Annotated in this window: 25 protein-coding genes and 2 pseudogenes; 9 read left to right on the top strand and 18 right to left on the bottom strand. The window is 39.5% G+C overall.

Annotated elements, in window-relative coordinates; translation table 11 throughout:
* Nucleotides 1-241: 241 nt before the first annotated feature.
* Complete coding sequence (locus EZY12_25555; GenBank protein ID QSX70836.1) at nucleotides 242-1,012, bottom strand: pantothenate kinase; 771 nt, start codon at nucleotides 1,010-1,012, stop codon at nucleotides 242-244.
* Nucleotides 1,013-1,160: 148 nt separating this feature from the next.
* On the opposite strand from EZY12_25555, the gene EZY12_25550 reads away from it, so the two are divergent.
* From EZY12_25550 to EZY12_25525, 6 genes and pseudogenes are all read left to right on the top strand, one after another.
* On the top strand, nucleotides 1,161-2,885 hold the full coding sequence (locus tag EZY12_25550; protein QSX67950.1) for a diflavin flavoprotein: 1,725 nt from the start codon (nucleotides 1,161-1,163) through the stop codon (nucleotides 2,883-2,885).
* A 31-nt stretch (nucleotides 2,886-2,916) separates the two neighbouring features.
* Nucleotides 2,917-3,345 carry an endonuclease domain-containing protein gene (locus tag EZY12_25545; GenBank protein ID QSX67949.1) on the top strand — a complete coding sequence of 143 codons (429 nt, stop codon included), beginning with the start codon at nucleotides 2,917-2,919 and terminating at the stop codon, nucleotides 3,343-3,345.
* Nucleotides 3,346-3,441: 96 nt separating this feature from the next.
* Complete coding sequence (locus EZY12_25540; GenBank protein ID QSX67948.1) at nucleotides 3,442-5,151, top strand: diflavin flavoprotein; 1,710 nt, start codon at nucleotides 3,442-3,444, stop codon at nucleotides 5,149-5,151.
* Between the two features lie 76 nt (nucleotides 5,152-5,227).
* Entirely contained in the window at nucleotides 5,228-5,857 is a 630-nt protein-coding gene (locus tag EZY12_25535) for a hypothetical protein (protein QSX67947.1), read from the top strand.
* A pseudogene (locus EZY12_25530) lies at nucleotides 5,850-6,014 on the top strand (type II toxin-antitoxin system death-on-curing family toxin). The gene EZY12_25535 and the pseudogene EZY12_25530 overlap by 8 nt, the downstream one beginning before the upstream one ends.
* 145 nt (nucleotides 6,015-6,159) lie before the next feature.
* Complete coding sequence (locus EZY12_25525) at nucleotides 6,160-6,411, top strand: type II toxin-antitoxin system death-on-curing family toxin (protein QSX70835.1); 252 nt, start codon at nucleotides 6,160-6,162, stop codon at nucleotides 6,409-6,411.
* 17 nt (nucleotides 6,412-6,428) lie between these two features.
* Here EZY12_25525 and EZY12_25520 read toward each other — a convergent pair whose 3' ends face one another.
* Nucleotides 6,429-7,046, bottom strand: a complete 618-nt coding sequence (locus tag EZY12_25520) for a Uma2 family endonuclease (protein QSX67946.1) — start codon at nucleotides 7,044-7,046, stop codon at nucleotides 6,429-6,431.
* Between the two features lie 264 nt (nucleotides 7,047-7,310).
* On the opposite strand from EZY12_25520, the pseudogene EZY12_25515 reads away from it, so the two are divergent.
* Both EZY12_25515 and EZY12_25510 read left to right on the top strand, forming a co-directional pair.
* Nucleotides 7,311-7,532: pseudogene (locus EZY12_25515) on the top strand (hypothetical protein).
* Entirely contained in the window at nucleotides 7,533-7,685 is a 153-nt protein-coding gene (locus EZY12_25510; protein QSX67945.1) for a Uma2 family endonuclease, read from the top strand. It abuts the pseudogene before it with no gap.
* 90 nt (nucleotides 7,686-7,775) lie between these two features.
* On the opposite strand, the gene EZY12_25505 is transcribed toward EZY12_25510, so the two are convergent.
* The 7 genes from EZY12_25505 to EZY12_25475 form a co-directional block, all read right to left on the bottom strand.
* Nucleotides 7,776-8,108: an RNA-binding protein gene (locus EZY12_25505; GenBank protein ID QSX67944.1), complete on the bottom strand. Its 333-nt coding sequence runs from the start codon at nucleotides 8,106-8,108 to the stop codon at nucleotides 7,776-7,778.
* Nucleotides 8,109-8,376: 268 nt separating this feature from the next.
* Nucleotides 8,377-8,913 (bottom strand): phycobiliprotein lyase, encoded by a 537-nt coding sequence (locus EZY12_25500; GenBank protein ID QSX67943.1) that lies wholly within the window; start codon nucleotides 8,911-8,913, stop codon nucleotides 8,377-8,379.
* A gap of 563 nt (nucleotides 8,914-9,476) precedes the next feature.
* Entirely contained in the window at nucleotides 9,477-11,552 is a 2,076-nt protein-coding gene (locus tag EZY12_25495) for a S9 family peptidase (GenBank protein ID QSX67942.1), read from the bottom strand.
* A gap of 196 nt (nucleotides 11,553-11,748) precedes the next feature.
* On the bottom strand, nucleotides 11,749-11,958 hold the full coding sequence (locus EZY12_25490) for an antitoxin (GenBank protein QSX70834.1): 210 nt from the start codon (nucleotides 11,956-11,958) through the stop codon (nucleotides 11,749-11,751).
* Nucleotides 11,959-12,227: 269 nt separating this feature from the next.
* Nucleotides 12,228-12,665 carry a DUF1036 domain-containing protein gene (locus tag EZY12_25485; protein ID QSX67941.1) on the bottom strand — a complete coding sequence of 146 codons (438 nt, stop codon included), beginning with the start codon at nucleotides 12,663-12,665 and terminating at the stop codon, nucleotides 12,228-12,230.
* 447 nt (nucleotides 12,666-13,112) lie between these two features.
* Nucleotides 13,113-13,604, bottom strand: a complete 492-nt coding sequence (locus tag EZY12_25480) for a hypothetical protein (protein QSX67940.1) — start codon at nucleotides 13,602-13,604, stop codon at nucleotides 13,113-13,115.
* 250 nt (nucleotides 13,605-13,854) lie between these two features.
* Nucleotides 13,855-14,169, bottom strand: coding sequence for a hypothetical protein (locus tag EZY12_25475; protein ID QSX67939.1), 315 nt, complete (start codon nucleotides 14,167-14,169; stop codon nucleotides 13,855-13,857).
* A gap of 51 nt (nucleotides 14,170-14,220) precedes the next feature.
* Between EZY12_25475 and EZY12_25470 the strand changes: the two genes are divergently transcribed.
* Entirely contained in the window at nucleotides 14,221-14,640 is a 420-nt protein-coding gene (locus EZY12_25470) for a hypothetical protein (protein QSX70833.1), read from the top strand.
* A gap of 12 nt (nucleotides 14,641-14,652) precedes the next feature.
* On the opposite strand, the gene EZY12_25465 is transcribed toward EZY12_25470, so the two are convergent.
* The 9 genes from EZY12_25465 to EZY12_25425 form a co-directional block, all read right to left on the bottom strand.
* Entirely contained in the window at nucleotides 14,653-15,303 is a 651-nt protein-coding gene (locus EZY12_25465; protein QSX67938.1) for an LON peptidase substrate-binding domain-containing protein, read from the bottom strand.
* A gap of 242 nt (nucleotides 15,304-15,545) precedes the next feature.
* Nucleotides 15,546-15,863 carry a 30S ribosomal protein S10 gene (gene rpsJ / locus EZY12_25460; GenBank protein ID QSX67937.1) on the bottom strand — a complete coding sequence of 106 codons (318 nt, stop codon included), beginning with the start codon at nucleotides 15,861-15,863 and terminating at the stop codon, nucleotides 15,546-15,548.
* A 163-nt stretch (nucleotides 15,864-16,026) separates the two neighbouring features.
* On the bottom strand, nucleotides 16,027-17,256 hold the full coding sequence (gene tuf, locus EZY12_25455; protein QSX67936.1) for an elongation factor Tu: 1,230 nt from the start codon (nucleotides 17,254-17,256) through the stop codon (nucleotides 16,027-16,029).
* A 22-nt stretch (nucleotides 17,257-17,278) separates the two neighbouring features.
* Nucleotides 17,279-19,357, bottom strand: coding sequence for an elongation factor G (gene fusA / locus EZY12_25450; protein ID QSX67935.1), 2,079 nt, complete (start codon nucleotides 19,355-19,357; stop codon nucleotides 17,279-17,281).
* 181 nt (nucleotides 19,358-19,538) lie between these two features.
* On the bottom strand, nucleotides 19,539-20,009 hold the full coding sequence (rpsG, locus tag EZY12_25445) for a 30S ribosomal protein S7 (GenBank protein ID QSX67934.1): 471 nt from the start codon (nucleotides 20,007-20,009) through the stop codon (nucleotides 19,539-19,541).
* Nucleotides 20,010-20,389: 380 nt separating this feature from the next.
* Nucleotides 20,390-20,773, bottom strand: coding sequence for a 30S ribosomal protein S12 (locus tag EZY12_25440; GenBank protein ID QSX67933.1), 384 nt, complete (start codon nucleotides 20,771-20,773; stop codon nucleotides 20,390-20,392).
* A gap of 198 nt (nucleotides 20,774-20,971) precedes the next feature.
* The gene (locus EZY12_25435) at nucleotides 20,972-21,298 is read right to left on the bottom strand and encodes an iron-sulfur cluster assembly accessory protein (GenBank protein QSX67932.1); all 327 of its coding nucleotides are present in this window, start codon (nucleotides 21,296-21,298) and stop codon (nucleotides 20,972-20,974) included.
* Between the two features lie 66 nt (nucleotides 21,299-21,364).
* Nucleotides 21,365-21,784 carry a cupin domain-containing protein gene (locus EZY12_25430; GenBank protein QSX67931.1) on the bottom strand — a complete coding sequence of 140 codons (420 nt, stop codon included), beginning with the start codon at nucleotides 21,782-21,784 and terminating at the stop codon, nucleotides 21,365-21,367.
* Between the two features lie 541 nt (nucleotides 21,785-22,325).
* A complete protein-coding gene (locus EZY12_25425) occupies nucleotides 22,326-24,167 on the bottom strand; it encodes a phosphodiester glycosidase family protein (protein QSX67930.1) in 1,842 nt (613 codons plus the stop codon).
* Nucleotides 24,168-25,046 lie beyond the last annotated feature (879 nt).

The raw sequence follows: 25,046 nt of genomic DNA, 5'->3' as shown, positions 1-25,046 counted from the left end.
AATCCTGAAAATCCTCAAATCCTGGAAATCCTGATTCAGACAAAAAATAATGAACGAAGCAGAAACCCGCGCCGAATTAATTGATCCTGCCCTTACAGCCGCAGGTTGGGGAGTTAAGGAATAGGTGGACTTCGCTTGTGTAGTAGCGTACCCTTCGGGAAGCAAGCTACGCGGAGCGTGCCGGAGGCATCTTTATATTCGCCCAAAACTTGTTCATTCATCCTCTTACATAAAATTGGTATTAGATAAAGCTGTAGACTATATTTCCCACTGCCTGAAATATCAAATTATGATCTACAATTAATTGAGCCGCTATATCTGGAAATTTTTGATCAAGATAGTTTTTTAATAAGTTACTATCTCCACCAGTTATCACAATCTGACTTTCAGGAAATAATTGCCACCAAGCTGCAATAAAGTCTTTTATCCCACTTAATAAGGTGTAAATTACTCCACTTTGAATTGCATCTGATGTATTCATGACAAAACGTGGTGGTAAGGATGTTATTATACCAGTTTCTAATAATGGTAATTGTCCGGTGTTTTGCCCCAAACTGGCAAGTTGTAACCCTAAACCTGGCAATATTGCTCCACCAACTAAGGATTGATGATCATCTGCACCTGTAAATGTTAATGCTGTACCGGCATCAATTACTAATGTGGGAAATTCCCATGTTATCCCTGCACCCCAGACAGCTAAAGCCCGATCAATTCCTAGTGTGGGATACATTCCCTGTAATGGTACATCTGCTAAGGTAATCAGGCGCAAATGGGGGTAAGTTTGCCAAAGTTCAGTTTGACTGGGAACGACTGAAGCCAGAATCAGGGGAATGGGGGAATCTGGGATTATGGGAAGATTTCTGGGTAAAGAAATAGCTGTTAACCAATTATCTAAGGTTGGGTTTTCAGCTAATTGTTCGATCATAGATGCAGATAGATGGAATGTATCCCCAGTTGAGTATAGGGTTTTATCTATGAATAATGCCCAATGCAACCGAGAATTACCAATCATGAGGGCTAGGTCAAGATTTGACGGGGGATAATTGTTCATAGTTTAAATTTTCTTAACTGAGGTATATGTTTTTTAAGAAAAATTAATATTCAACCCGTGCCACAATAGGAAAAAGGCATAAATACTCAATTTATTAAAGAGGGGCGTTATGGTATTACTCACCCAGAAACTAGAAAAGCGTCTAACTATAAATACTGTAGAGATTAGTGAAGATACTACTGCAATTCGGTCTTTAGATTGGGACCGCGATCGCTTTGATATTGAGTTTGGTTTACAAAATGGGACAACATATAACTCTTTTCTGATTCGTGGTGAAAAAATCGCCCTGGTTGATACCTCCCATGAAAAATTTCGTAAACTCTATTTTGATACTCTCACGGGTTTAATTAATCCCCAAGATATTGATTATTTAATTGTTAGCCACACTGAACCAGATCACAGCGGTTTAGTAAAAGACTTACTACAACTCGCTCCTAATCTTACTGTGGTTGCGTCAAAAGTCGCAATTCAGTTTTTGGAAGATATGGTACATCAGCCATTTAACCGTAAAATTGTCAAGAATGGCGATCGCTTGGATTTAGGAAATGGCCATGAATTTGAATTTGTCATTGCTCCTAATTTACATTGGCCTGACACTATTTTCAGCTTTGACCACAAAACCCAAATTCTCTACACTTGCGATGCTTTTGGCTTACATTACTGCTCAGAAAGCACCTTTGATGATGATTTAGCAGTCATTGAACCCGATTTTCAATATTACTATGATTGTTTAATGGGGCCAAATGCCCGTTCTGTCCTCTCTGCACTCAAGCGCATGGGAGAATTAAAAACTATTCGCATGGTGGCTACTGGTCATGGTCCCTTACTTTATCATAACGTTGAGGAATTAATCGGGCGCTATCGGAGTTGGAGTCAAGGGCAAACCAAAGCGGAAACCCCAGTAGGTATATTTTATGTCTCTGAGTACGGTTTTGGCGATCGCATAGCCCAATCTATCGCTAATGGGATTACTAAAACTGGTGTGGCTGTAGAAATAGTAGATTTAGCCAGCGTTAACGAATTACAAGAACTGCGGGAATTGGTAGGACGTTGTACAGGTTTAGTTGTAGGAATGCCCCCAGCTTCAGGCAATTCTAATATTCAAGCGGCACTCAGTACCGTTTTAGGTTCTGCCAAAGAAAAACAAGCAATTGGTATTTTTGAAACCGGTGGTGGAGATGATGAACCCACTTATCCCATATTAAATAAATTCCGGGCTTTGGGCTTAAATATATGTTTTCCCGTGATTGAAATTCGGGATACCCCCACAGCTAACATCTACAAAAAGTGCGAAGAAGCCGGTACAGACTTAGGACAATGGGTGACAAGAGATAAAAGCATTAAAGCCATGAAATCCCTTGGTGCTGATTTAGATAAAGCTCTGGGAAGAATTAGTGGTGGTTTATATATCATCACCGCCAAAAAAGACGACGTATCCAGTGCCATGTTAGCTTCCTGGGTAAGTCAAGCCAGCTTCAAACCCTTGGGCTTTTCCATTGCTGTATCCAAAGATCGGGCGATAGAATCACTCATGCAAGTAGGCGATCGCTTCGTTCTCAATGTACTCGAAGAAGGCAACTATCAACCATTAATGAAACACTTCTTAAAGAGATTTGCCCCCGGTGCAGATCGTTTTGAAGGAGTCAAAACCCAAGCCGCAGCAAATGGCGCACCTATCCTCACGGATGCCCTAGCTTACATAGAATGCGAAGTCGTTAGCCGCATGGATTGTGGCGATCATTGGGCAGTATACAGTACAGCCTACGCCGGTAGAGTATCTAACCCGGATGCCATGACAGCCGTACACCACCGCAAAGTAGGAAACCACTATTAAACGCATCCCCTTAAATTAACAGTAATACCAAATGAAACAAGATCAAAATCCTAACTCTTGTCCCCCCTCCTCGCTTGCGGGGAGGGGGTTAGGGGGTGGGGTTTCTTGGCAATCTCCACCTGAAGTCTGGGAAAAACTCAAGCCTTTAGCCCGACAGATGCGGACTGAACCCACATTAGCAGAAAAGCAACTGTGGCAAAAATTAAAAAATAAGCAACTCCTGGGTTTTAAGTTTCGTCGTCAGCAGGTTATTGACAGATTTATAGTTGACTTTTATTGCCATGAAGTCAAATTAGTAATTGAAGTTGATGGAGAAATTCACAATTACACTCAAGCAGAAGATTCTATTCGACAAGAGTTTTTAGAGTCTTTGGGTTTACGGGTAGTTAGGTTTAAGAATGAGGATGTTTTGTTAAGGATAGAGGGTGTTTTAGCAGAAATTGGGCGTTGGTTGCAATAAAACCCCACCCCTAACCCCTCCCCGCAAGCGAGGAGGGGGACAAGACAGTATATACAAATAGAACAAAATTATTTTAAAGAGAGGAGATAAAATATCATGTCAGAAACCAAACCCCGTGACGTGCAAATATTGCCCATTGGTACAGATACTATTGTATTGCGATCGCGCAGTTGGGCAAGATTAAGATTTGAAATTGAATATGCTTTAGCTAAGGGAACAACGGCTAATTCTTATCTCATCCAAGGTGATAAAAATGCCCTGCTTGACCCTCCTGGCGAAACTTTTACCGAAATTTATCTCCAAGCTTTACAACAGCGGTTTGATGTTAAAAAATTAGACTATGTAATCTTAGGTCACATTAACCCCAACCGCGCCGCGACATTAAAAGCCTTACTCGCAATTGCTCCGCAAATTACCTTTGTTTGTTCTAACCCAGGAGCGATAAATTTACGGACTGCGTTGGAAAAAGACGATTTATCAATTTTGGTTATGCGGGGGGAAGATACCCTCGATTTAGGAAAGGGACATCATTTACAATTTATTCCCACACCTAACCCCCGTTACGCTGACGAACTTTGTACCTGGGACCCACAAACAGAAATTTTGTTTTCTGATAAATTATTTGGGGCGCATATTTGCTCAGATCAGGTTTTTGATGAAGGTTGGGAAGTATTTAACGAAGATAGACGCTATTATTTTGACTGTTTAATGGCACCTCACGCCAAACAAATCGAAACCGCTTTAGAGAAGTTGGCAGATTTACCTGTACGAATGTACGCTACTGGTCATGGGCCAATGGTGCGCTATGGTTTAATAGACATTACCCAAGGCTATCGGGAATGGACTAAGCAGCAAACTTCCGCTGATATGACTGTGGCTTTAATTTATGCTTCTGCCTATGGCAATACTGCAACTTTAGCACAGGCGATCGCTCGCGGTATCACTAAAGCAGGTGTCAGTGTCGAATCTATCAATTGCGAATTTACCGAACCTGAAGAAATCAAAGCCGCAATTGAAAAATCTGCCGGTTTTGTGATTGGTTCTCCCACTTTAGGAGGACACGCACCCACCCCAGTGCAAACAGCTTTAGGAATTGTCCTCTCTACCGCTACTAACAATAAATTAGCTGGTGTGTTTGGTTCTTTTGGTTGGAGTGGAGAAGCGGTTGATTTAATCGAAAGCAAACTCAAAGACGCAGGTTACAGATTTGGTTTTGACACAATTCGCGTCAAATTCAAACCCAATGAAGTCACCCTGCAAACCTGTGAAGAAGCGGGAACAGATTTTGCTCAAGCTTTGAAACGCGCTGCAAAAAAATCTGTTGTCGCTAAACAACCTGCAAGTAATGTAGAACAAGCTGTAGGGCGGATTGTTGGTTCTATATCTGTGGTTACAGCGACTCAAGGAGAAGTGAAAACGGGAATGTTAGCCTCTTGGATAACACAAGCCAGCTTTAATCCTCCTGGTTTAACCATTGCGGTAGCTAAAGACCGGGCCATGGAAAACATGACTCACACAGATAACAAATTTGTAGTTAATATCTTGGCAGAAGGTCGGGAAATACGCAAGCATTTTATGAAAGTCTACGTCCCTGGACAAGATAGATTTGCTGGTTTAGAAACTCAAGAAGCCAATAATGGCGGGATTATTCTTAGTGGTGCTTTAGCTTATCTAGAGTGTTCTGTCCAAAGTCGCATGGAAGCCGGTGATCATTGGTTGGTTTATGCCACTATTGATGATGGTAAAGTCTTAAATCAAGATGCTGTTACAGCAGTACATTATCGCAAATCCGCGAGTCATTATTAAAATAATGCGCCTGATCTCGTTCCGAGGTAAAATCTAGGAACGAGCAAATTCTCTGAATTAGGATTACAGATAAAATATGCTGCATACCTTTACATTCCCACAAGAGATGATTGACAGCATTCAGGAAAGGATAGAAATCCTGGAAAGATGCTTAAATAATGCTAATCCGCAAGATGAAGCAATTGCGGAAATGATTGAGTTGGCTAATAGCAGACAAGTATCTCTGAGTCAGCTTACGGAAGAGTTTAAACAATTCCGTGAAAAATTTCTTAGGAGTATAAAGTTGTGTGAAATTTTGATAGAAAAAGGAACACAGGGTCAAGTAGTACCTCTAGCATTCGTTAGGTACAATTTCTTCCAAAAAGAAATTATTGAGAAATACTGGGATTTTTTCATCCGAGTATTCAAGATAGAAAGTATAAAAAAACAGACTATACAAGAGATTGAACTATATCAATTAACCAGAAATGAGGCTGAATTTGGAAGCGATAAAAACGTTGAAAAATACGTTTTATACATTTTATTGGAAACTCAAAAACACCTATTACAAACCTTAATCAAAGCAAGCTTACGAGTTAACGCATTAACGGAAGAAGAAATTAATACTTTTAACTTAGGAGATATCACACCCCAAGAATCAGAAGCCATGTTGACTTCTTTAGCATCTACAAAAAAATGGGATTATGTGTATAGAAAACTTGCATAATCCTAAATTTATTGAAAAAGTAGATGTGTTAAATATACATCATAAACAGATTAACCTATATGGTGGTTTATTAGGTATCCGAGATGAAGGTTTATTAGATTCTGCAATTTACCAACCTCAAGCAAGTTTTGGAGGAGAGTTTTTACATCCTACAATTAGAGGATGTTTTAAAAGTTTTCAAGGTATAAATTAACCCCTCTCCAAACCTCTCCCCGAAGCGGGGTGAGGCTTTGAAACCCCCCTTCCCTCGTAGGGAAGGGGGGTAGGGGGGTTAGGTTTTTGGAGATTATTGGTTTTATTTAATACTTTTCAAACACCCTCTTATTGAACAAGCAGCAGCATATTTATTTCATATTACTAATAATCATGCTTTTATAGATAGTAATAAAAGAACTGCTTTTGATGTCATGGTAACATTTTTGAACTTAAATGATTATGAACTGAACATGACACCAGAAGAAGCATATCAATTAACAATACAAGTGGCTGATGATAAAGTGAGTAAAGAAGAATTGATGGATATATTGAGAGATTGTATTATCGAACTATTTTAACCTTTTTTATAATGTACTTAATCAATATTACCAGCTTTAAAAATTCGTTCCGCAGTCAACTTTAATTCTGGGAAAGTTGATGATACTATCAATTCACTACCTGTAAATTGACTAACTTGGTATTCTCCATCTGTCAGTTGATGAATAGAAATAGTTGGTTGTTTAGGACTACCAATAAACCTTTTACTTCCCAGTGCTAAATAATCCACAATCCAATATTCAAGAATACCTAATCTTTCGTAATCTCCCAGCTTTTTATAATAGTCATCTTGCCAATTTGTACTCACAACTTCAATAACTAAAGGAATAGAATCAGGTTCAGAAATTACTGCTGATTTTCTCCAGTTTGGGTCAGTTGCTAGAATGTTTCTATTGATTACTAACACATCTGGTAAATAGCTGGATTCGCTTCCTGGTGTTTTAACAAAAGTGGTTTTTGGGATTCCATACGGTAAATTCAACCGTAAATACTCAGCCGTGATTCTCTCAGCTAAAAAACAAATAATATCCTCATGAAAACCTACTGGTGGATTCATTTCAACAATCACTCCATCATGTAATTCATAGCGTCCCTTATCAGGTAGCCATTCTATAAATTCTGCAAAAGTTACTATTTTTGGTAAGGCTTGAAGCATAATTTACCTACCTTTGTAAATTCAAAATCATTCAAATTGCAGCGACTCTTAGAGGGAAGGATAGTTGCAAGCGAGTAGAAACAAATTTAATCTCATTACTATTTTATGTATATACAAGCACTAGGATTTGACCAAGAGCATCCATTTTACAAATTTAACCATGTTTTATTTTAGTTATTTTACTTGTTTTAGAATGGAATTAAAACAGACATATTCCTTGTTGCCTACCAGGAGGCTCTGCCTCCAATCCCAGAATATGGCTAAATGAATGATATTGAATTAGGTTTGGGACTGTGGACAGGTGTCTATGAAGGCATTGAACGGCAGTGGTTACGCTGGTATGATGCGCCCGGTAACTGGGTTCTCACACCGGAAGAACGGGAAAGAAAACAAGGGGAGCAAGAAAGAAGACGTGCAGAAAGATTAGCAGCACAATTACGCGCTCTTGGTGTTGAACCTAATTTTGGTGATGACGAAGAAGGCTAAATGATAGATAATGGTTTGCGTTTGGGTTGGTTAATTAATCCCCAAAATCAACAAGTGGAAATCTACCGACTAGGAAAACCTGTAGAAATTGTCCAACTTCCCATATTACTTTCTGGAGAAGAAGTATTACCAGGATTTGAATTGCAATTTTAGAAAATTACGATCAAAAAAATTACCCACCCCGCGAACGGAATAGGTAATTTTTTCAGCACTTAATAGCTAAAAAACTTAGCCAAATTAAGCTTAGTAACGACCGCCACCGCCGCCGCCGCCACGGTTACCACCGCCGCCGCCACGGTTACCACCGCCGCCGCCACCGAAAGAACCTCTGTCTTCCTTAGGTTTAGCTTTATTCACTTTCAAATCACGACCCATCCATTCAGCACCATCAAGGGCTTCAATGGCTTTTTCTTCTTCAGCATCTGAACCCATTTCTACGAAACCGAAGCCGCGCAAGCGACCTGTCTCACGGTCAGTAGGAAGTTGAACGCGTTTTACAGAACCGTATTCTGCGAAAACAGCACTCAGGGCATCTTGTGTAACTTCATAAGAGAGGTTACCAACGTAAATTGACATAGAGTATTTCCAAAATCATAAGAGTGTAGAGATTTAGATTTCGGAGAAAAGTCTGTAAATACCAAAAGGGAAAGCCTGTCAATACTAACCACAAACATTACCGCCGAATTAATTCCCACTCCCTAATGATTACACAAAAAATCAAAATTGTGGCAAGAAGTTGAAAAAATGTTGTAAAAAGTCATATTTGTTGCTTATGAGCAGTTGCTTTTGCAAATTACAGCCCTTAATTAACCCTATCTCCCGACTTCAACCGCAAAATCTCAGCTTATATTCGCTTTTCCAAGTATTGGCCAATCATTAATTGTTCGCCGGCACGGGAAATAATGCTTTGTCGAGTCCGATATTTACGACCAATAAGTTTGATTTCTTCCTCAAACACCGAATTATTATATTCAGTTCGCAAACACAGAGTTTGAGGATTTGATAAATAATAATCTGCTGTAACTGGTTTAGAAGTGGCAAAACCCCGATCTCTATATAATATATTGCCTAAAGCCCCAAACAGCGTTAAACCTTGAGATTCTTGTCTAGCTTTAATTATATCAGTGCTTTGCCAAGATACTTCAGCACCACAGGTTAAACTTTGCAAATCAACTAAATCATGGATTTGGGCTAATTTTTCTAACTCTTCACACCCCTGTTCTAAAAATCGGATAGTGATAATACTTTCCATTTCCTTAGTTTCTCCCTGGGGTAGGGTGTAGTAACGCCGTTCAGAACGCCATTCACCTACGGATTCCTGAAAAAACGCGGCAATCTGCCGTTCATCAGCCGTTTGAAGCAGTTTGAGGGATGCTTTCACTGTTAATTTTCCTTACTTATCCATAAATTTTTGCTTGATTTCCTATATTTTTCTGTGTCATCTGTTACCAGGTCATGGTAACAAATCTGCCTTTACCGAATATAGGCAGAAAAGGCAATTATTATTTACTATTCTTAATATAGAGGTGAACAAAAGAAAATGCCACCTGAGAGGATGTTTGAAAAGTTTATGGCTAACGCCACGCTTCGCTATCGGCGAATATAATTCGCTACTACACAAACGAAGTCCACCTGCGTGGACTAACCAAAAAGTCAGCTTTTTAACCCACGTTCGCGTAGCGTTCCGAAGGAATAGGTGGGTTTTGTCTGTGTAGACGCGAATTATATTCGCCCTTTAACCCACGAAGGTGGGTTTTGTCTGTGTAGACGCGAATTATATTCGCCCTTTAACCCACGAAGGTGGGTTTTGTCTGTGTAGACGCGAATTATATTCGCCCTTTAACCCACGAAGGTGGGTTTTGTCTGTGTAGACGCGAATTATATTCGCCCTTTAACCCACGAAAGTGGGTTTTGTCTGTGTAGACGCGAATTATATTCGCCTTTTCAAACACCCTCTTCAACTTCCAAAACCCTGACTAAAAAACCCCACTTATCTGCTGCTTCTTCAATAATTTTTGCTGTTGGTTTACCTGCACCATGTCCCGCTTTTGTCTCAATTCTAATTAATACAGGTGCATTACCACTATGCGCTGCTTGTAAAGCCGCAGCAAATTTAAAACTGTGTGCAGGGACTACTCGATCATCATGATCTGCGGTAGTAATTAACGTAGCCGGATAAGCTGTTCCCGGTTTTAAATTATGCAAAGGTGAATAAGCATATAAAGTTGCAAATTCTGCCGCATTTTCGGAAGAACCATATTCAGCCACCCAAGCCCAGCCAATGGTAAATTTATGGAAACGCAACATATCCATAACACCGACTGCTGGTAAGGCTGCACCAAACAAATCAGTCCGTTGTATCATACAAGCACCCACTAGCAAACCACCATTACTACCCCCACCAATAGCTAGTTTTGCTGGTTTAGTGTAATTATTAGTAATTAACCATTCAGCCGCACTAATAAAATCGTCAAAAACGTTTTGTTTTTGCAGTTTCATTCCTACTTGATGCCATTCTTCTCCATATTCACCCCCACCACGCAAATTAGGAACAGCATATACTCCCCCCATTTCTAGCCATATTAAAAGACTAACCGAAAAACTTGGTGTTAATGAGATATTAAAACCACCATATCCATAGAGATAAGTGGGATTATTCCCATCTAGTTTAATGCCTTTTTTGTGAGTAATAAACATTGGCACTTTCGTACCATCTTTACTTTCATAAAAAACTTGTTTTGTCTCATATTCATCAGCATTAAAATCTACTTTTGGCTGCCGGAAAATTTCACTTTCACCCGTTTTCATGTTGTAGCGATAAATACTTACGGGTGTAGTAAAGCTAGTAAAATTATAAAATGTTTCTGTATCATGCCGTTTACCAGCAAATCCACCTGCTGAACCAATGCCGGGTAATTCTACTTCTCTAATAAAATTACCTTTGAGATCAAATATCTTAATTTGGCTATGGGCATCTTGTAAATAATCAGCTACAAATTGATTATTCAGAATACTAACACTTTCTAATTTTTCTAAAGTTTGGGGAATAATTTCTTGCCAATTTTCTGAAGTTGGATTTTTAGTATCAATGGCAATAACTCTGCCTTTTGGAGAATTTAAATCTGTCCGAAAATAGAAAAGATGATCATCATTATCAATAAAGCTATAATCTGCTTCAAATTGGTTAATTAGTTCAATTACTTGAGAATTTGGATTTGTTATATCTTTGTAAAAAACTAAGTTTTTGGAGTCAGTCCCTAGCCAGATGGAAATTATTAAATATCTACCATCTTCGGTGACACTTCCACCAAAACCCCATTCTTTTTCATCAGGACGATGATAGATTAAGATGTCTGCTGATTGGGGTGTACCAAGTTGATGATAATAGAGCTTTTGGTAATAATTAACATCTTCTAATTTGGTTTTTTCGTTGGGTTCATCATAACGACTGTAGAAAAAACCTTGATGATCATGAGTCCAAGAAGCACTGGAAAATTTAATCCATTGTAGATGATCTTGTCTATCTTCACCTGTGGCAATATCTCTAACTTTCCATTCTTGCCAATCTGAACCAGAGCTAGATAAACCATAAGCTAAAAGTTGACCATTTTCACTGATGGAAATTCCTGACAGGGCAATTGTGCCATCTGCTGAAAGTTGATTAGGATCAAGTAAAACTCTTGGTTCGGCTTCCAAGCTTGGGAGAGTGTAGAGAACACTTTGATTTTGCAGTCCATCGTTTTTGAAATAAAAGTAACTTTCCCCTTCTTTAAAGGGAGTTCCATATTTTTCATAATCCCAAAGCTTTGTGAGACGCTGTTTAATTTTTTCTCTAATAGGAATTTCGTTTAAGTAGCTGAAAGTAACTTGATTTTGGGCTTTTATCCAAGCTTTTGTTTCTTCCGTATCCGGATCTTCTAAGGCGCGGTAAGGGTCTGCAACCGCAGTTCCGTGATAATTATCTACTTGATCGCTTTTGCTAACGGTGGGATAGGTCAGAGCTTTTTTAGAGTTAGACATAAATTTAGGATAGATGAGAGTGTTATATCTATCCTATGATCTGATTGCAGTTTGTTGAGTTATAAATAATTAAACGCAGATAAACGCGAATAAACTTGTGGTACTCATTGTACTCCCTTTTAAAACTATAGATTTTCTAAAAGAGTTTATTAGAGTAATAAGTTGCTTGTAACCTAATTTACTGTTAAAGTTTAACTTATTTTAAAGATAATTTTCTCCTCGAAACTACACAATCTTGTAAATAAAGATTAATTAATTCTTGATAAGATATACCTTCTTCTTTAGCCATCGTTTCAAAATATTCAATCACATCAATTCCTAAAGGAATAGTGACTTGTTCTTTTAACTGTTTAGCAAAAGGATTAGGTCTTTTTTGCATTTTTGAGAAATCATATTCTGGTTTCATTGGTTTATCTCCTATATTCTTTAGTTTCATTTTTAGTCGATCAATGTAGATTAATTGACCAGATGTATTAATTACAGCGGTTTCCGCTCTTATGAGGTACAAAGTTGAATCATGAAACTCTTGTAGTGCGGGCATCTTGCCCGCTAGATATGTACCTCATAACACTCAGTAGACGAGGAAATGTTATATAAATGCGATCGCTATTGCTATTCATAGAGATCGCTACTCCAGCGTTAGGTTGAGTTTTAGGTATCGGCTCAATCTACAGATTAATCTGTTAAACGGTATGTAAAGTTGCGATCGCCGCCTGTGTTTACTTCAGCAAAAGGCATTAAATCTTGATTAGGAGGAGAGCAGCTTGCACGGCGTTCTTTAGTTTGTGCCATTTTAAAATTTCTGCGAAACTGCACCCAATAATTGCAGAACCTTATATCGTCCCCCCATGTTTGACCATCATAGTTTTGTGCATGAACATAATAAGTTCTATTGCGTAGTTCATGGGGATATACTTCTTGACAAGTTCTCGCAGATACGACATACCATCCTTCGCTGTACCATGTTCTTCCTTCTGGATATGCAAAGGCAACATGAGCATCTTGCCCTGTATCATTACAGACTTTAAACCAAGCTTTTGCTTCTTGAGGTTTAGCTAAGAAAAATCCCACAGCTAAAAGCGGGATGCTGAATGCAGAAAGCAACTTACGCATGATGAATCCTCCATATTTAAACAAGCTCCTCCCATGTTACCATTTTCATCTTCCGCAACTATAATATATTCGGCTGACATCCATTCTGTTAATGAATAACCCATAATATTAGGTGTTAGTTTTATTTCTCTAACAAGTAACTCTGCTTCTGCTTTTGTAACTTTTCTTTTGGATATTTCAAACATAAATCAAAGGGGGTTATAGCGGTTATCGGTTGGACGCAATAAAATATAGGGCGCAGGCCCTGCGCCCCTACAGGTTTTGCGATTTAACGACTGTATCTCAGTCAAGTGCATACCGCTATAGTAAAAAATTTTCTATTGGAATCACAAAATTATATAGCAGTATGCACTTAAATAAGATACATCATAGCCCCCTCCTCGCTTGCGGGGAGGGGGTTGGGGGTGGGGTTCTTGTATTTCAATCAACCAATAACCACTATATATATCAAATAGACAATTTAAAATAAGACGTAAATATAAAATAAACAATTTTCCAAATATATATTATGCAAATTATCCAGAAGAAAAAATTTGATAGGAAAATTTTCTTTAATAAATTTAAAGGATTATACTTTCTTTCAATTTCACTGAAATCAGAGTTTAAATTAAATAAAACTTCGCTAGTTTGATCTAATATTTTATTGTATCCTAATAATCCCCATAGGATTAGTGTACTTATAGGGGGAACTAAGCTAAATGTAAAAAATAATTGTGTCCATGTATAGGCACTTTTTGAAAAATTACTTGTATTCAATGTAGAAATAGCAATTTGAATCCCTAAAAATAGGTTGAGATGCGGTTGAGTTTTTTGAATAAACTCTAAATATATTTGCTTTAATTGCTGAATAATTCTCTGATTAATCACAACAATATCCTCAGCAGTATATTTTCCTGAATCCTTACTAATTTCTCGCAGATAGGTTTTATATTCTTGCATTTTTAGACCAATCCACTTACAATCTTCTATCACAATATTTATACTCAAATTGGCTAAAACAGAACCTATACAAATAAAGTTAATTAACGAATATGGCAAATAACATATATAGGGTAGTAGATAATGATAGAGCCATGATATTTACATTATCAATGATGGGAAATAGCATTAATGGTGACGATGAGGATGATGATCCAATCATTCTACCCAGTTGATATTACATTAAAAAAAATGACAGCGATTTTCCTATTTATATCGCTGTTTCCATGATATTTCTCATAGCATCAAGTTTCCAAATTTCTAGTTCTGGTAAATGCCATTGAACACTTTTTAATTCTTGCTCTTGGGCATAAGATTCCAGGAATTTTCTCCAGGATATTATAGAATTTTCTTTATCTCCTAATGCTGCTTGGACTTGTGCTAATAAACAATAGGCTGGAGGATAATCATTTTCCAATTCTAAAGATATGAATAAATGCTGTTTTGCTAGTTCATAAAAAGTTTGCTGAAAATAAGCCCAACCAAGGTTTTTATGTAATGCAGCTTTAACTGTGTAACAGTTCAAGAGATTGTATTCCGTCAATCTTGGACTGGACAGACGTACTTAGACATGGCTATAGACTCCGATTACGATCTTGGTTACATTAAAGACGTTGGCTCAAAACTCTGGAGATCGCTCTCCCAAGCTTTAGGAGAAAAAGTCACCAAAACCAACCTGCACAAAGTCTTGAAGCGAACCGTACAGAAACAAAATATCCGCAGCAATGAATACTTTAATAAACAAATTGGCATTTTAAAAGCGATAGCTTTTAGTCCTGACGCTCAATTTCTTGCCAGTGCTAACAATGACTATATAGTTAAAGTATGGCATCTACCCACAGGAAAATGTGTGCAAACCCTAGAAGGACATAATTCCTGTGTGTGGAGTGTGGCTTTTCATCCCATGGATCAAATCTTAGCAACAGCGAGTGAAGACAACACAATCAAGTTGTGGAATCTGGAAACTGGATGCTGTGTGCAAACTCTGAAAGTTTAAAGTTTGGCAAGTTTATTCCATGTCATTAAACGTATCTTTAAGCACAGAACGCGCTGCTAAATGATTACGAGTAGAAGTGAGAATTTCCGCTTCTCGTTCTAAACGAGCAACTGTATCCTGTATTTCTAATAATGCTTGCTGTTCGGGAGCGACACCATAGAGATTACTAGCTATCCAATAAGATAGTTCTGTGGGTAAATCTGGTAAATCATTGGGTAGTTCAATCTCTTGTTCTGTTAACTTGGCTGAGAGCCGAACAACATCCCGCAATAGTTGCTCTACCTCAGCAGCTAAAGGACGTAAATCTTTAACTGGTGGTTCGTCTTCAATCCATTCTACCAAGCCGACGCGATAAGGCTTTTCGCGGACATATTCTAAAACCCGAAATCTTTGCTGTCCTAAAGCCAACAACTTAATCCTGTCATCAGGTAGCCGTTGATAATGAAGAATTTCCGCACAACAACCAACATTAGCAATTGTCCCTGTTGTGGGATCAATCATCAATACCCCAAATCGGCGATCGCTCTCCAAAATCGTGTTCATCATGATTCGGTAACGAAATTCAAAGATATGCAGGGGTAATGGTCTGCTAGGAAATAGAACCACTTCGGGTAATGGGAACAGAGGTAATTCACGCACGGCAATTTTAGAAAAAGATGTCATGGCTATTTGAGTATAAATTTTATTCTTAAAATATATTGTTCCCTATTTTTCCCATATTTTGTATTTTATCATTTGGTTTTATAGTTAATAAAAAGCCCTGAGATAAATTTTCTCAGGGCTAATTAGTTAATATTGATGCTAAATGTCGGTTTGATGCTAAATGTCGGCTTTTTGTTGCCAGTTGTTTGTCGTCAGTTATTTTTCTTTTTCCACTGACAACTGACCACTGACAAATGACAAATTTACAATTTGACTTCAATATCTACACCAGAAGGCAAATCTAACTTCATGAGTGCATCAATAGTTTTAGAAGAAGGCTGGTAAATGTCAATAATCCGGCGATGGGTGCGGGTTTCAAAGTGTTCGCGGGAATCCTTATCTACGTGAGGCGATCGCAGTACGCAATATATCTTCCGTTTTGTTGGTAAAGGAATTGGTCCGATAGCTGTAGCGTTAGTACGGTTAGCGGTTTCTACAATCTTCTCGCAAGATGTATCTAACAAACGTCTATCAAATGCTTTTAAACGAATTCTAATCTTCTGCTGCTGTAGAGTTGCCATTTTTAGTTTTCCAGGTTCGGTAAATTTCAGACTTTAGATTTTAGATTTGAGATGTTAAGTTTTATCCCCAATCCAAAATTTAAAATTATTTATGGGAATAGAAAGGAGCAGAGATTTTATAATTCATCTCCGCTCCTTGATCATGAGAGCCAAAAGGTGAGTTTTATTTCAAGATTTTAGCGACAACGCCAGCACCAATAGTGCGTCCACCTTCACGAATAGCGAAGCGCATACCTTGTTCAATCGCAATTGCGTTGATCAATTCTACTGTAACTTTGATATTATCGCCAGGCATAACCATTTCCACCTCGTTATCTTCCCTATCGGTAAAGGTTTTGATTGTACCAGTTACATCAGTTGTCCGCACATAGAACTGAGGACGATAACCGGAGAAAAATGGTGTTTTCCGTCCACCTTCTTTCTCAGTTAAAACGTAAACTTCGCCTTCAAACTCAGTGTGAGGTTTAATTGTCCCAGGTTTGGCAATTACCATACCGCGCTCAATATCTTCTTTTTTGAGACCACGTAGTAGTACGCCTGCATTATCCCCAGCCATACCTTGCTCAAGGCTCTTTTTGAACATTTCAATCCCAGTGACTGCGGTAGTCTTGGTATCTCTAATCCCAACTAGCTCAACAGCATCACCAACCTTAACAATACCGCGTTCGATCCGTCCAGTAGCCACAGTCCCACGACCTGTGATGGTGAACACATCTTCCACAGCCATCAAGAATGGTTTATCCACATCCCGTTCAGGAGTAGGAATAGAAGCATCTACAGCATCCATCAACTCATAGATTTTGTCTACCCACTCATTTTCGCCGCGCTGAGTTTTGGGATTAGCGGTCATGGCTTCGAGAGCTTTCAGACCGGAACCTTTGATAATGGGAATATCATCACCGGGGAAATCATAAGCGGTCAGTAGTTCGCGTAGTTCTAGTTCTACCAATTCCATCAACTCTTCATCGTCCATCATATCTTGTTTGTTCAAGAAGACGACAAGACTAGGAACACCCACTTGTTTTGCCAAGAGGATGTGTTCACGAGTTTGGGGCATAGGACCATCCGTAGCCGCAACTACCAGGATACCTCCATCCATTTGTGCTGCACCTGTGATCATGTTTTTCACATAGTCAGCGTGTCCAGGACAATCTACGTGAGCATAGTGACGGCTGCCTGTCTCATACTCAACGTGAGCGGTATTGATTGTAATACCCCGAGCTTTTTCTTCAGGAGCATTATCAATTTGGTCGTAACCCTTACCTATTGCTTGACCATTAGCGGCCAAGGTCATGGTAATAGCTGCTGTTAAAGTAGTTTTGCCGTGGTCAACGTGACCAACAGTACCGATATTAACGTGAGGTTTAGTTCTTTCAAACTTTGCGCGTGCCATGAATAATTGTTTCCTTTTTTAATTAAGTGTTCCCTTTACTTTTGGCAATGATAGTTTCAGCCACGCTACGAGGTACTTCTTCGTAGTGACTAAACTCCATTGTAAAGATACCTCGACCTTGGGTTTTCGACCGGATATCAGTGGCATAACCAAACATGGTTGCCAGTGGAACTTTCGATACCACTTTCGCAAGCCCATTTTCAGTGTTTTGGCTTTCAATCTGTCCTCTGCGGGAGATCAAGTCGCCTATGACGGTTCCCATATAGTCGTCAGGTACTTCAACTTCAACTTTCATCATTGGCTCTAAGATGACAGGGGAGGCTTTTGATGCCGCCTCTTTCATTGCCATAGAACCGGCAATTTTGAAAGCCATTTCTGAAGAGTCTACATCGTGGTAAGAACCATGTATCAAGGTGGCTTTGACATCAATGAGTGGATAGCCAGCTAAAATACCGGATTCACAACATTCTTTCATTCCCTGTTCTGCAGGTCCGACGTACTCTTTCGGTACAATCCCCCCGACAATTTTAGAAACAAATACAAAACCTGTGCCTGGTTCACCTGGTTCTAAGTTGATCACTACGTGACCATACTGACCCTTACCACCACTCTGGCGAATAAATTTACCATCAATTTTTTCGACGGATTTGCGAATTGTTTCTCGATAAGCTACCTGTGGCTGACCCACATTGGCTTCTACCTTGAATTCGCGTAACATCCGGTCTACGAGAATTTCTAGGTGCAATTCTCCCATTCCCGCAATTACGGTTTGGTTGGTTTCGGGATCAACACGCACACGGAAGGTGGGGTCTTCTTCACTCAAAGATTGGAGGGCTTTGGAAAGCTTGTCCATGTCGTTCTTGGTTTTGGGTTCAACCGCTACCGAGATCACAGGCTCAGGAATAAATAGGGATTCTAGAATTACTGGTGAATTTTCATCACAAAGTGTATCACCTGTTAAGGTGTCTTTCAATCCCAAAGCAGCACCCAAATCACCAGCCCGTAGTTCATCTACGTCTTGGCGGTCATCTGCTTTCATCAGCACTAACCGAGAAATCCGTTCTTTTTTATTCTTGCTGACGTTAAGAACGTAACTACCTTTCTTCAGCACACCAGAATAAACACGAACGAAGGTGAGGCGACCGTAAGGATCAGCCATAATCTTAAATGCCAAAGCTGATAATGGTTCGTTATCATCAGCATGACGTTCTACGGGATCACCGTTCAGCAATGTACCTTGAATTGGTGGCACTTCCAGTGGTGATGGTAGGTAATCGATCACCGCATCCAACATCAACTGCACGCCTTTGTTCTTAAAGGCTGAACCGCAAAGCACTGGTACGATTTTCCCAGCAATTGTGCCTTTGCGGAGGGCAGTACAGATTTCTGCTTCTGTAAGTTCTTCGCCCTCGAAGTACTTATTCATCAGCCTGTCATCAGTTTCTGATACTGCTTCTACCAATTTGGTGCGGTATTGAGCTGCTTTTTCGGCTAGTTCTGCGGGAATTTCTGTTGTTTCGATATCAGTTCCTTGGTCGTTTGTGTACATATATGCACACATTTTCACCAAGTCAATGATACCTTTAAATTCAGTTTCACTACCGATAGGCAATTGAATAGCAATGGCATTAGCCCGCAAGCGATCAACCATCTGGTCATGCACTCTATAGAAGTTCGCACCAGTGCGATCCATCTTGTTAATAAAGGCAATACGAGGGACTTTATAGCGGTCTGCTTGTCGCCATACTGTTTCTGATTGGGGTTGTACACCACCTACGGAACAAAATACAGCGATTACACCATCTAATACTCGCATGGAACGTTCAACTTCAATGGTGAAGTCCACGTGACCGGGAGTATCAATAATGTTAATTTGATGATCATTCCAACTGGTACTAATCGCAGCAGCAGTGATGGTAATTCCCCGCTCCCGTTCTTGTTCCATCCAGTCTGTAACGGCAGTTCCTTCGTGAACTTCGCCAATTTTATGAATGATCCCAGAGTAAAATAATATTCTCTCTGTTGTTGTAGTTTTGCCCGCATCTATATGCGCCGCAATACCGATATTGCGTACTTTCTCTAGCGGGTTCGTGCGTGCCACAGTTACCTCCTATCGTTGTCGTCTCATGATATCTTGTATATTACTCTTTGTTAAGATTCTATACTTATTACGGAAAACCGTCTTTTTTTATGAGCCTAGCTAGGCAGTTGCCTTTGTTTGAGCATTAGCTATAAATTCTCCGATATACCGCATAAGAGAAGACGATATATCGTTTTTCTATTTAGTAACGATAATGTGCAAATGCTTTGTTTGCTTCAGCCATGCGGTGCGTTTCTTCACGCTTGCGAATAGCACTGCCCGTTTCATTTGCAGCGTCCATTAACTCATTAGCTAGTCTTCCGGCCATGGTTTTACCTGGACGTTGACGAGAATACTGGACTAACCACCGCAATGCTAAGGTAGTACCACGATCTGTACGTACTTCCATTGGTACTTGGTAAGTCGCTCCACCAACTCGGCGAGCTTTTACTTCTACTAATGGTGTGGCATTACGAACTGCTTTTTCAAAAGTTTCTAATGGACTTCCACCAGTGCGCTCTTCAATAGTTTTCAAAGCGTCATAAACTATTCTTGCGGCAATTGATTTCTTGCCATGACGCATTATCCGTCGCATTATCATACTGATCAGGCGACTATTATATACTGAGTCAGGCGGAACTGCGCGCCTTTGACTAACACCACGACGAGACATACTTCATCCTTGAATACGGAATTTGACCACGAAATTATATGCTATCAGAACACAGGAGACTAAAAGCGGTTTAAATTAGGCGCTGATTTTTCCTGAGTTTTTATCTGTAGCTGGCGCGCTACGCGCCAGCTATCAATTGCTAGGAGGCTGAATAATTTGCTTAATCATCTGTGACTAAACACAGAAGACAATAACTTCATCAACTTTAAAATTTAGATTAAAGCGCTGTTATCGTTTACAGAATTATCCTCTCCAAACTTATGCAAGTTGTTTTTATGCCAGATACAGTTGGATTTTCTGAAAAAAGTCTTTACTGCTGGTTTTTATACAATTTTAGGTAGGACGATTAACCGTATGAGATGCGATTAACCGTCGCTTACCTATTTTTTACCTGCTTTTAGGCGTTTAGTTCCATATTTGGAACGGCTTTGTTTCCGGTCTTTAACTCCGGCTGTATCTAATGTGCCACGGATGATGTGATATCTAACTCCGGGCAAGTCTTTGACCCGACCACCACGAATCATAACTACGGAATGTTCTTGTAAGTTATGACCGATACCTGGGATGTAAGCTGTTACTTCAAATCCAGAGGTAAGTCTTACCCTGGCTACCTTGCGGAGTGCTGAGTTAGGCTTTTTAGGTGTAGTTGTGTATACTCTGGTGCAAACGCCTCGACGTTGAGGGCATTGCTTCAGAGCAGGGGACTTGGTTTTTTGACGCGCTAGTTCGCGCTCACTACGTATTAGCTGCTGTATTGTTGGCATGAGTTACAGCGCGTGAAGCTGCTTTATGATCTAAGTTTTAACAAATCCTAATTATATCTTTTTTTCTGATTTTCTGTCAATCATTATTTAAAAAACAAAAGGCAAAAGACAAAAAATAGGGAACAAAAAATAGGGAACAGGGAACAGGGAACAGGGAACAAATTTCTTGACAACTGACAACTGACAACTGACAACTGACTACTGACTAATAGAGAAAGAATTGCCACAGCTACAGGTAGATGTGGCTTGGGGGTTATGAAAGCGAAAACCCCCACCCATCAAATCTTCTGAATAATCTAGTGATAACCCAGTGATGTAATTTAGGGTTTCTGGGTCTATAACTACACGAATATCATGCAACTCCAAAACCTGATCTTTAGATTGTACTGTTGCATCAAAAGCAAGATCATAAAACAAATCGGCACAGCCCCCTGATTTCACTCGCAAGCGAAACAAGATATTTGATGGTTGTTTAGATTTTAAGCGTCCGATCTCATTAATAGCTGCTGGACTCAAATGAATCATGGAATTTTTGCAGTATTGAGAATTCCACAATTAATTTTAACCCAGGTGGTACCCTAATCCGTAGTTCTATTTTTCGGAACGAGCATAGTCATCTTGATAGCGAATAATATCATCTTCTCCGAGATATTCGCCATTTTGGACTTCAATCAAAACCAAGGGAATCACACCGGGATTTTCTAACCGATGGGTTGTACATTGAGGGACATAGGTTGATTGATTATTGCTTAATAAGATTTCGTTATCGCCACAAACTACTTTAGCTGTACCGGAAACAACAATCCAGTGTTCACTGCGATGATGGTGCATTTGTAAACTGAGGCGGTGTCCAGGCTTAACTTCAATGCGTTTAATTTTATATCCGCGCCCTTCTTCCAAGACTGTAAAAGAACCCCAAGGACGTAATTCACCAGCCGCAATACTTTTACCGTTGAGAGTTGTAGGGAGAGCAAATGTATCAATTGTGGGGGTTTCAGAAATTTTAGCCATAGTTACCTCATTTATCTAGTTATCAAGTCAAGTTTTAACAGGTTTTGATTACTGCTGCGGTTCTACCTAGATAAAGATAGCAAAAGTCAAGCTAGATGTGTAAAACAGTCTTTGAAAATTTTTTATATCTATATGAAATCTTTATGAAGGACAGTCTAGTACCGCAAGGCGGAATTTAAAATTTAGAATTAATACAGCATAAGCTTTTCACAAATGCGGAATGGTTCAATTAGAAGCTTTCTAGTTAGGTACTTCATGCCAATTTAGTACACGGGAGAATTATCTATATTTACATCAGTATACCTAAAACTTCTGACAAACTTTCTCCCCAAAATCTTAACCGATTGTCAGAGACATAGAACAAACCCTTTAGGGGCGAGGAAACCTCGCCCTCGATTGTATTTCATCCGACCAATAACCGCTATAGACTTCAAAGAAAGCTGTTCTGCATTTAAGTTGTATGACCTGTTAGGAGTCTAAATATTGTAGGGTGGGCATCCTTGCCCGCTTTGAATATTTAAATTAGGTGCATTTTAGCTAATTACTTTGCTTCCAGAAAAATCCCAATACCATTATGTACACGCGCTGCTGTATTGGGGGAACGGTCAAGCAATTGCCCACTTAAATAAAGACTAGTAGAGCTACCACCGTCTAAATTTAAAGCATTGATACAACCCATTGTTTGCATTAATTTTGCTTGTTCCGCTAAGGTTGGACCACCACCACCAGCCCGACTATGTACAGCAGCAATCATGAGACTACCTGTAGAAGTAGTACAAATACTACTACGAACCGCTTGACCTTTCATAAAAGCGGGGTTGAATTTTTCTGCTAGGCCGTCCAGGACTATTTGCCGATTTTGGACTAATAGGGGACCTGCACCAATAATGTGGGGATAGCGACTAAATTCCGGTGTAGTAGTGGTGCTGGTAAGGGAGACTTTTGTGCCAATAGGTAGCTGGGGTATTTCACTACGGAAGGTGAGGAGATAACCATTTTGGGGAATAGGAATAGCAGTGATACCACTTTTAGATCCTGCTAACTGATTAATTACTTGATTGTTTTCGACAACCACTATAGTTTCATTATCAGATAGGGGTGTATAAGTATTTCCCCAGGCAGGAGTATAACGAGCAATACCGCGTTGCACATAGCCAGTATTAAGTAAGGAAATGGGTAAACGCTGATTATTGCTGGTAATTAAGGTTTCTGTGAGTGTGAGCCGATCAAAATAAAATTGTCCGTTATTATTCCAAGCGATCGCTCCCCGGTTGAGAATTGGACCGGATAGCCATTGATTATCCCGCCGAATTGCGCCTAAAGGTAATTTATTATTGCGGTTAAAATAACCACCATTAATTGCGGCTACTGCTAAGTAATTCTGAGCAGTTTGCATGATCGGGGCAGAACCAGTGAGTGTTTGCGGATTAGTAATTATAGGTTTAATGCTTAATCCCACAGTCCGGGGGTTAATATCTAACCAAACCACAGGAAAGCGGTCTGTTCCTAAATTCACAAACTGCTGTCGCCATTGTAATCCTTGCGCCCAGGTAATACTCTTGGTGACCATTGCCTCAGGTTGAATATCAATAACTAGGCGGTTTGGTTGGGGAATAGTGCTAACTTGTACAGACTGACCAAAGGGAACACTTAAACGGACAATTGTTTGATTATTCACCACTTCCACTTTTTGAATGATTGATGCAGGAATTGGTGGTGTAGTTGGTTGAAAATTATAGCGTTGAAGTAAAGCCGGATCAGCAATACCATCGAAAGTGACTGTCCATTCTCGATTGGGTGGTGTGGTAGATTTGGGGATAATTTCATCAGGATCTACTACTTTTTTGACTGGTAACTCTTGTCTGACTTGCCAAGGAGTTGCCATATCTAAATCTAGTACAACCCGATCTCCTTTTGGTTGTTGACCCAGACGGATATTTTTGAGTTGGGAGGGGGGAGTGGAAATTACCAAGGTATTACCACTGGCTTGAATTTTCCATCCTTGTTTAAGTGCTAATTGAGTAATATCTAAATAGCGATATCCCCCACTGAGATTGGTATTGAGAACGAGAGGACTGGTTAAGCCAGAAAACCACTGTATTGGTTGTTTGCCAGGATTACTACTATTGAGTAAATCTATCCCTATTAACTGCTTAACTGCGCCATCACTGAGATAAGTTTTTCCTTTGCTGGTTGCTGTTGGCTGTAACCATGCTCCTGGTAAGGTGCGGCCATTGAGAATAATTTGATTACCAGCACTAACGGAAGTAGGAACGGGAGTTGATAAACTGGGAATATCTTGAGCTAATGCCCTATAAGTAGCGGTTAAACACAGTGCCGTTGACAATAGTGGTAACACAGAATTCAGTATTTTCAAGATCATTGATTCGGTATTTTTGAATATGCAAAACCCAGCCTAACGAAAATTTATGAGGAAATTTAAAAAATAATTACCTTTTTTAGAAATAATCGTGATATTATCTATATTGGGTTTTTGTCTCTTATTCAGAGTAAAAAGCAATGATCATGCTGGAAATACTAGCTGCAATTGTTTTAAATAATACAAACTGCTTGGAGACTGTCAGTAACCCAGCCCTAAAGGGACTGAGCTTGCAAGAGAAATCAAACAAGCTGTACTGACCAGACCACCCTGAGCGTAGTCGAAGGGTAGCCGTTATTTGAGTCACGACACCCACCGAATGCGTTCGCGCAAGCGTGCCATCAGGCATAGCTAGTTCCCTGCTCTGTCATTTGCAATTAAACAGTTTTAAGGTAACAGAAACAGTGTTGCAAGTATAACAAGCTCTTATAACGCAGTCGAAGCTAACATCACCCCAGAAATGGGAGTTGGTTTTTCAGGTTTCCAATCAAAAAACCTGACTAAAATTTAAAATTCAAAGCCTTTATTACCGCCCGTGTCGCTTCCCTCTCAGCCCTAAAGGGACTGAGTTTCCCGCATACCGCGAGGTCTTATGATAGTCTTAGCGACAATCATTAAAACAGCTTCACAATATACGGTAGAATTTTGATAGCCCAGGCACAAGCAAAAAAAACTGCAAACTTCAAAAACCGTTAGATTTACAGGTTCTTCTGGATTAAGGTAGTTTGTTTTTACAGTGCAGTAAACAAATAAAAATAGATAGGCATTGGTAGCACAGCTTTGGCTAAATGTCAAGCTAAAATTGTTATCCCTAAACTTTGATAATTATGTATTTTTATCCAGTGCCAATAACTGAGAAAATTTCCCTCTAGCAGTAATAAA

It is taken from the genome of Dolichospermum sp. DET69 (genome assembly GCA_017355425.1).
Classification (GTDB): Bacteria; Cyanobacteriota; Cyanobacteriia; order Cyanobacteriales; family Nostocaceae; genus Dolichospermum.
This window is presented reverse-complemented; position numbering and strand designations above follow the sequence as displayed.

What these genes read in the sequence shown, in the direction of transcription:
- EZY12_25555 (QSX70836.1), bottom strand. Translation starts at nt 1,012, where the DNA reads ATGATTGGTAATTCTCGGTTGCATTGGGCATTATTCATAGATAAAACC.
- EZY12_25550 (QSX67950.1), top strand. Translation starts at nt 1,161, where the DNA reads ATGGTATTACTCACCCAGAAACTAGAAAAGCGTCTAACTATAAATACT.
- EZY12_25545 (QSX67949.1), top strand. Translation starts at nt 2,917, where the DNA reads ATGAAACAAGATCAAAATCCTAACTCTTGTCCCCCCTCCTCGCTTGCG.
- EZY12_25540 (QSX67948.1), top strand. Translation starts at nt 3,442, where the DNA reads ATGTCAGAAACCAAACCCCGTGACGTGCAAATATTGCCCATTGGTACA.
- EZY12_25535 (QSX67947.1), top strand. Translation starts at nt 5,228, where the DNA reads ATGCTGCATACCTTTACATTCCCACAAGAGATGATTGACAGCATTCAG.
- EZY12_25520 (QSX67946.1), bottom strand. Translation starts at nt 7,046, where the DNA reads ATGCTTCAAGCCTTACCAAAAATAGTAACTTTTGCAGAATTTATAGAA.
- EZY12_25510 (QSX67945.1), top strand. Translation starts at nt 7,533, where the DNA reads ATGATAGATAATGGTTTGCGTTTGGGTTGGTTAATTAATCCCCAAAAT.
- EZY12_25505 (QSX67944.1), bottom strand. Translation starts at nt 8,108, where the DNA reads ATGTCAATTTACGTTGGTAACCTCTCTTATGAAGTTACACAAGATGCC.
- EZY12_25495 (QSX67942.1), bottom strand. Translation starts at nt 11,552, where the DNA reads ATGTCTAACTCTAAAAAAGCTCTGACCTATCCCACCGTTAGCAAAAGC.
- EZY12_25490 (QSX70834.1), bottom strand. Translation starts at nt 11,958, where the DNA reads ATGAAACCAGAATATGATTTCTCAAAAATGCAAAAAAGACCTAATCCT.
- EZY12_25485 (QSX67941.1), bottom strand. Translation starts at nt 12,665, where the DNA reads ATGCGTAAGTTGCTTTCTGCATTCAGCATCCCGCTTTTAGCTGTGGGA.
- EZY12_25480 (QSX67940.1), bottom strand. Translation starts at nt 13,604, where the DNA reads ATGCAAGAATATAAAACCTATCTGCGAGAAATTAGTAAGGATTCAGGA.
- EZY12_25465 (QSX67938.1), bottom strand. Translation starts at nt 15,303, where the DNA reads ATGACATCTTTTTCTAAAATTGCCGTGCGTGAATTACCTCTGTTCCCA.
- rpsJ (QSX67937.1), bottom strand. Translation starts at nt 15,863, where the DNA reads ATGGCAACTCTACAGCAGCAGAAGATTAGAATTCGTTTAAAAGCATTT.
- tuf (QSX67936.1), bottom strand. Translation starts at nt 17,256, where the DNA reads ATGGCACGCGCAAAGTTTGAAAGAACTAAACCTCACGTTAATATCGGT.
- rpsG (QSX67934.1), bottom strand. Translation starts at nt 20,009, where the DNA reads ATGTCTCGTCGTGGTGTTAGTCAAAGGCGCGCAGTTCCGCCTGACTCA.
- EZY12_25440 (QSX67933.1), bottom strand. Translation starts at nt 20,773, where the DNA reads ATGCCAACAATACAGCAGCTAATACGTAGTGAGCGCGAACTAGCGCGT.
- EZY12_25435 (QSX67932.1), bottom strand. Translation starts at nt 21,298, where the DNA reads ATGATTCATTTGAGTCCAGCAGCTATTAATGAGATCGGACGCTTAAAA.
- EZY12_25430 (QSX67931.1), bottom strand. Translation starts at nt 21,784, where the DNA reads ATGGCTAAAATTTCTGAAACCCCCACAATTGATACATTTGCTCTCCCT.
- EZY12_25425 (QSX67930.1), bottom strand. Translation starts at nt 24,167, where the DNA reads ATGATCTTGAAAATACTGAATTCTGTGTTACCACTATTGTCAACGGCA.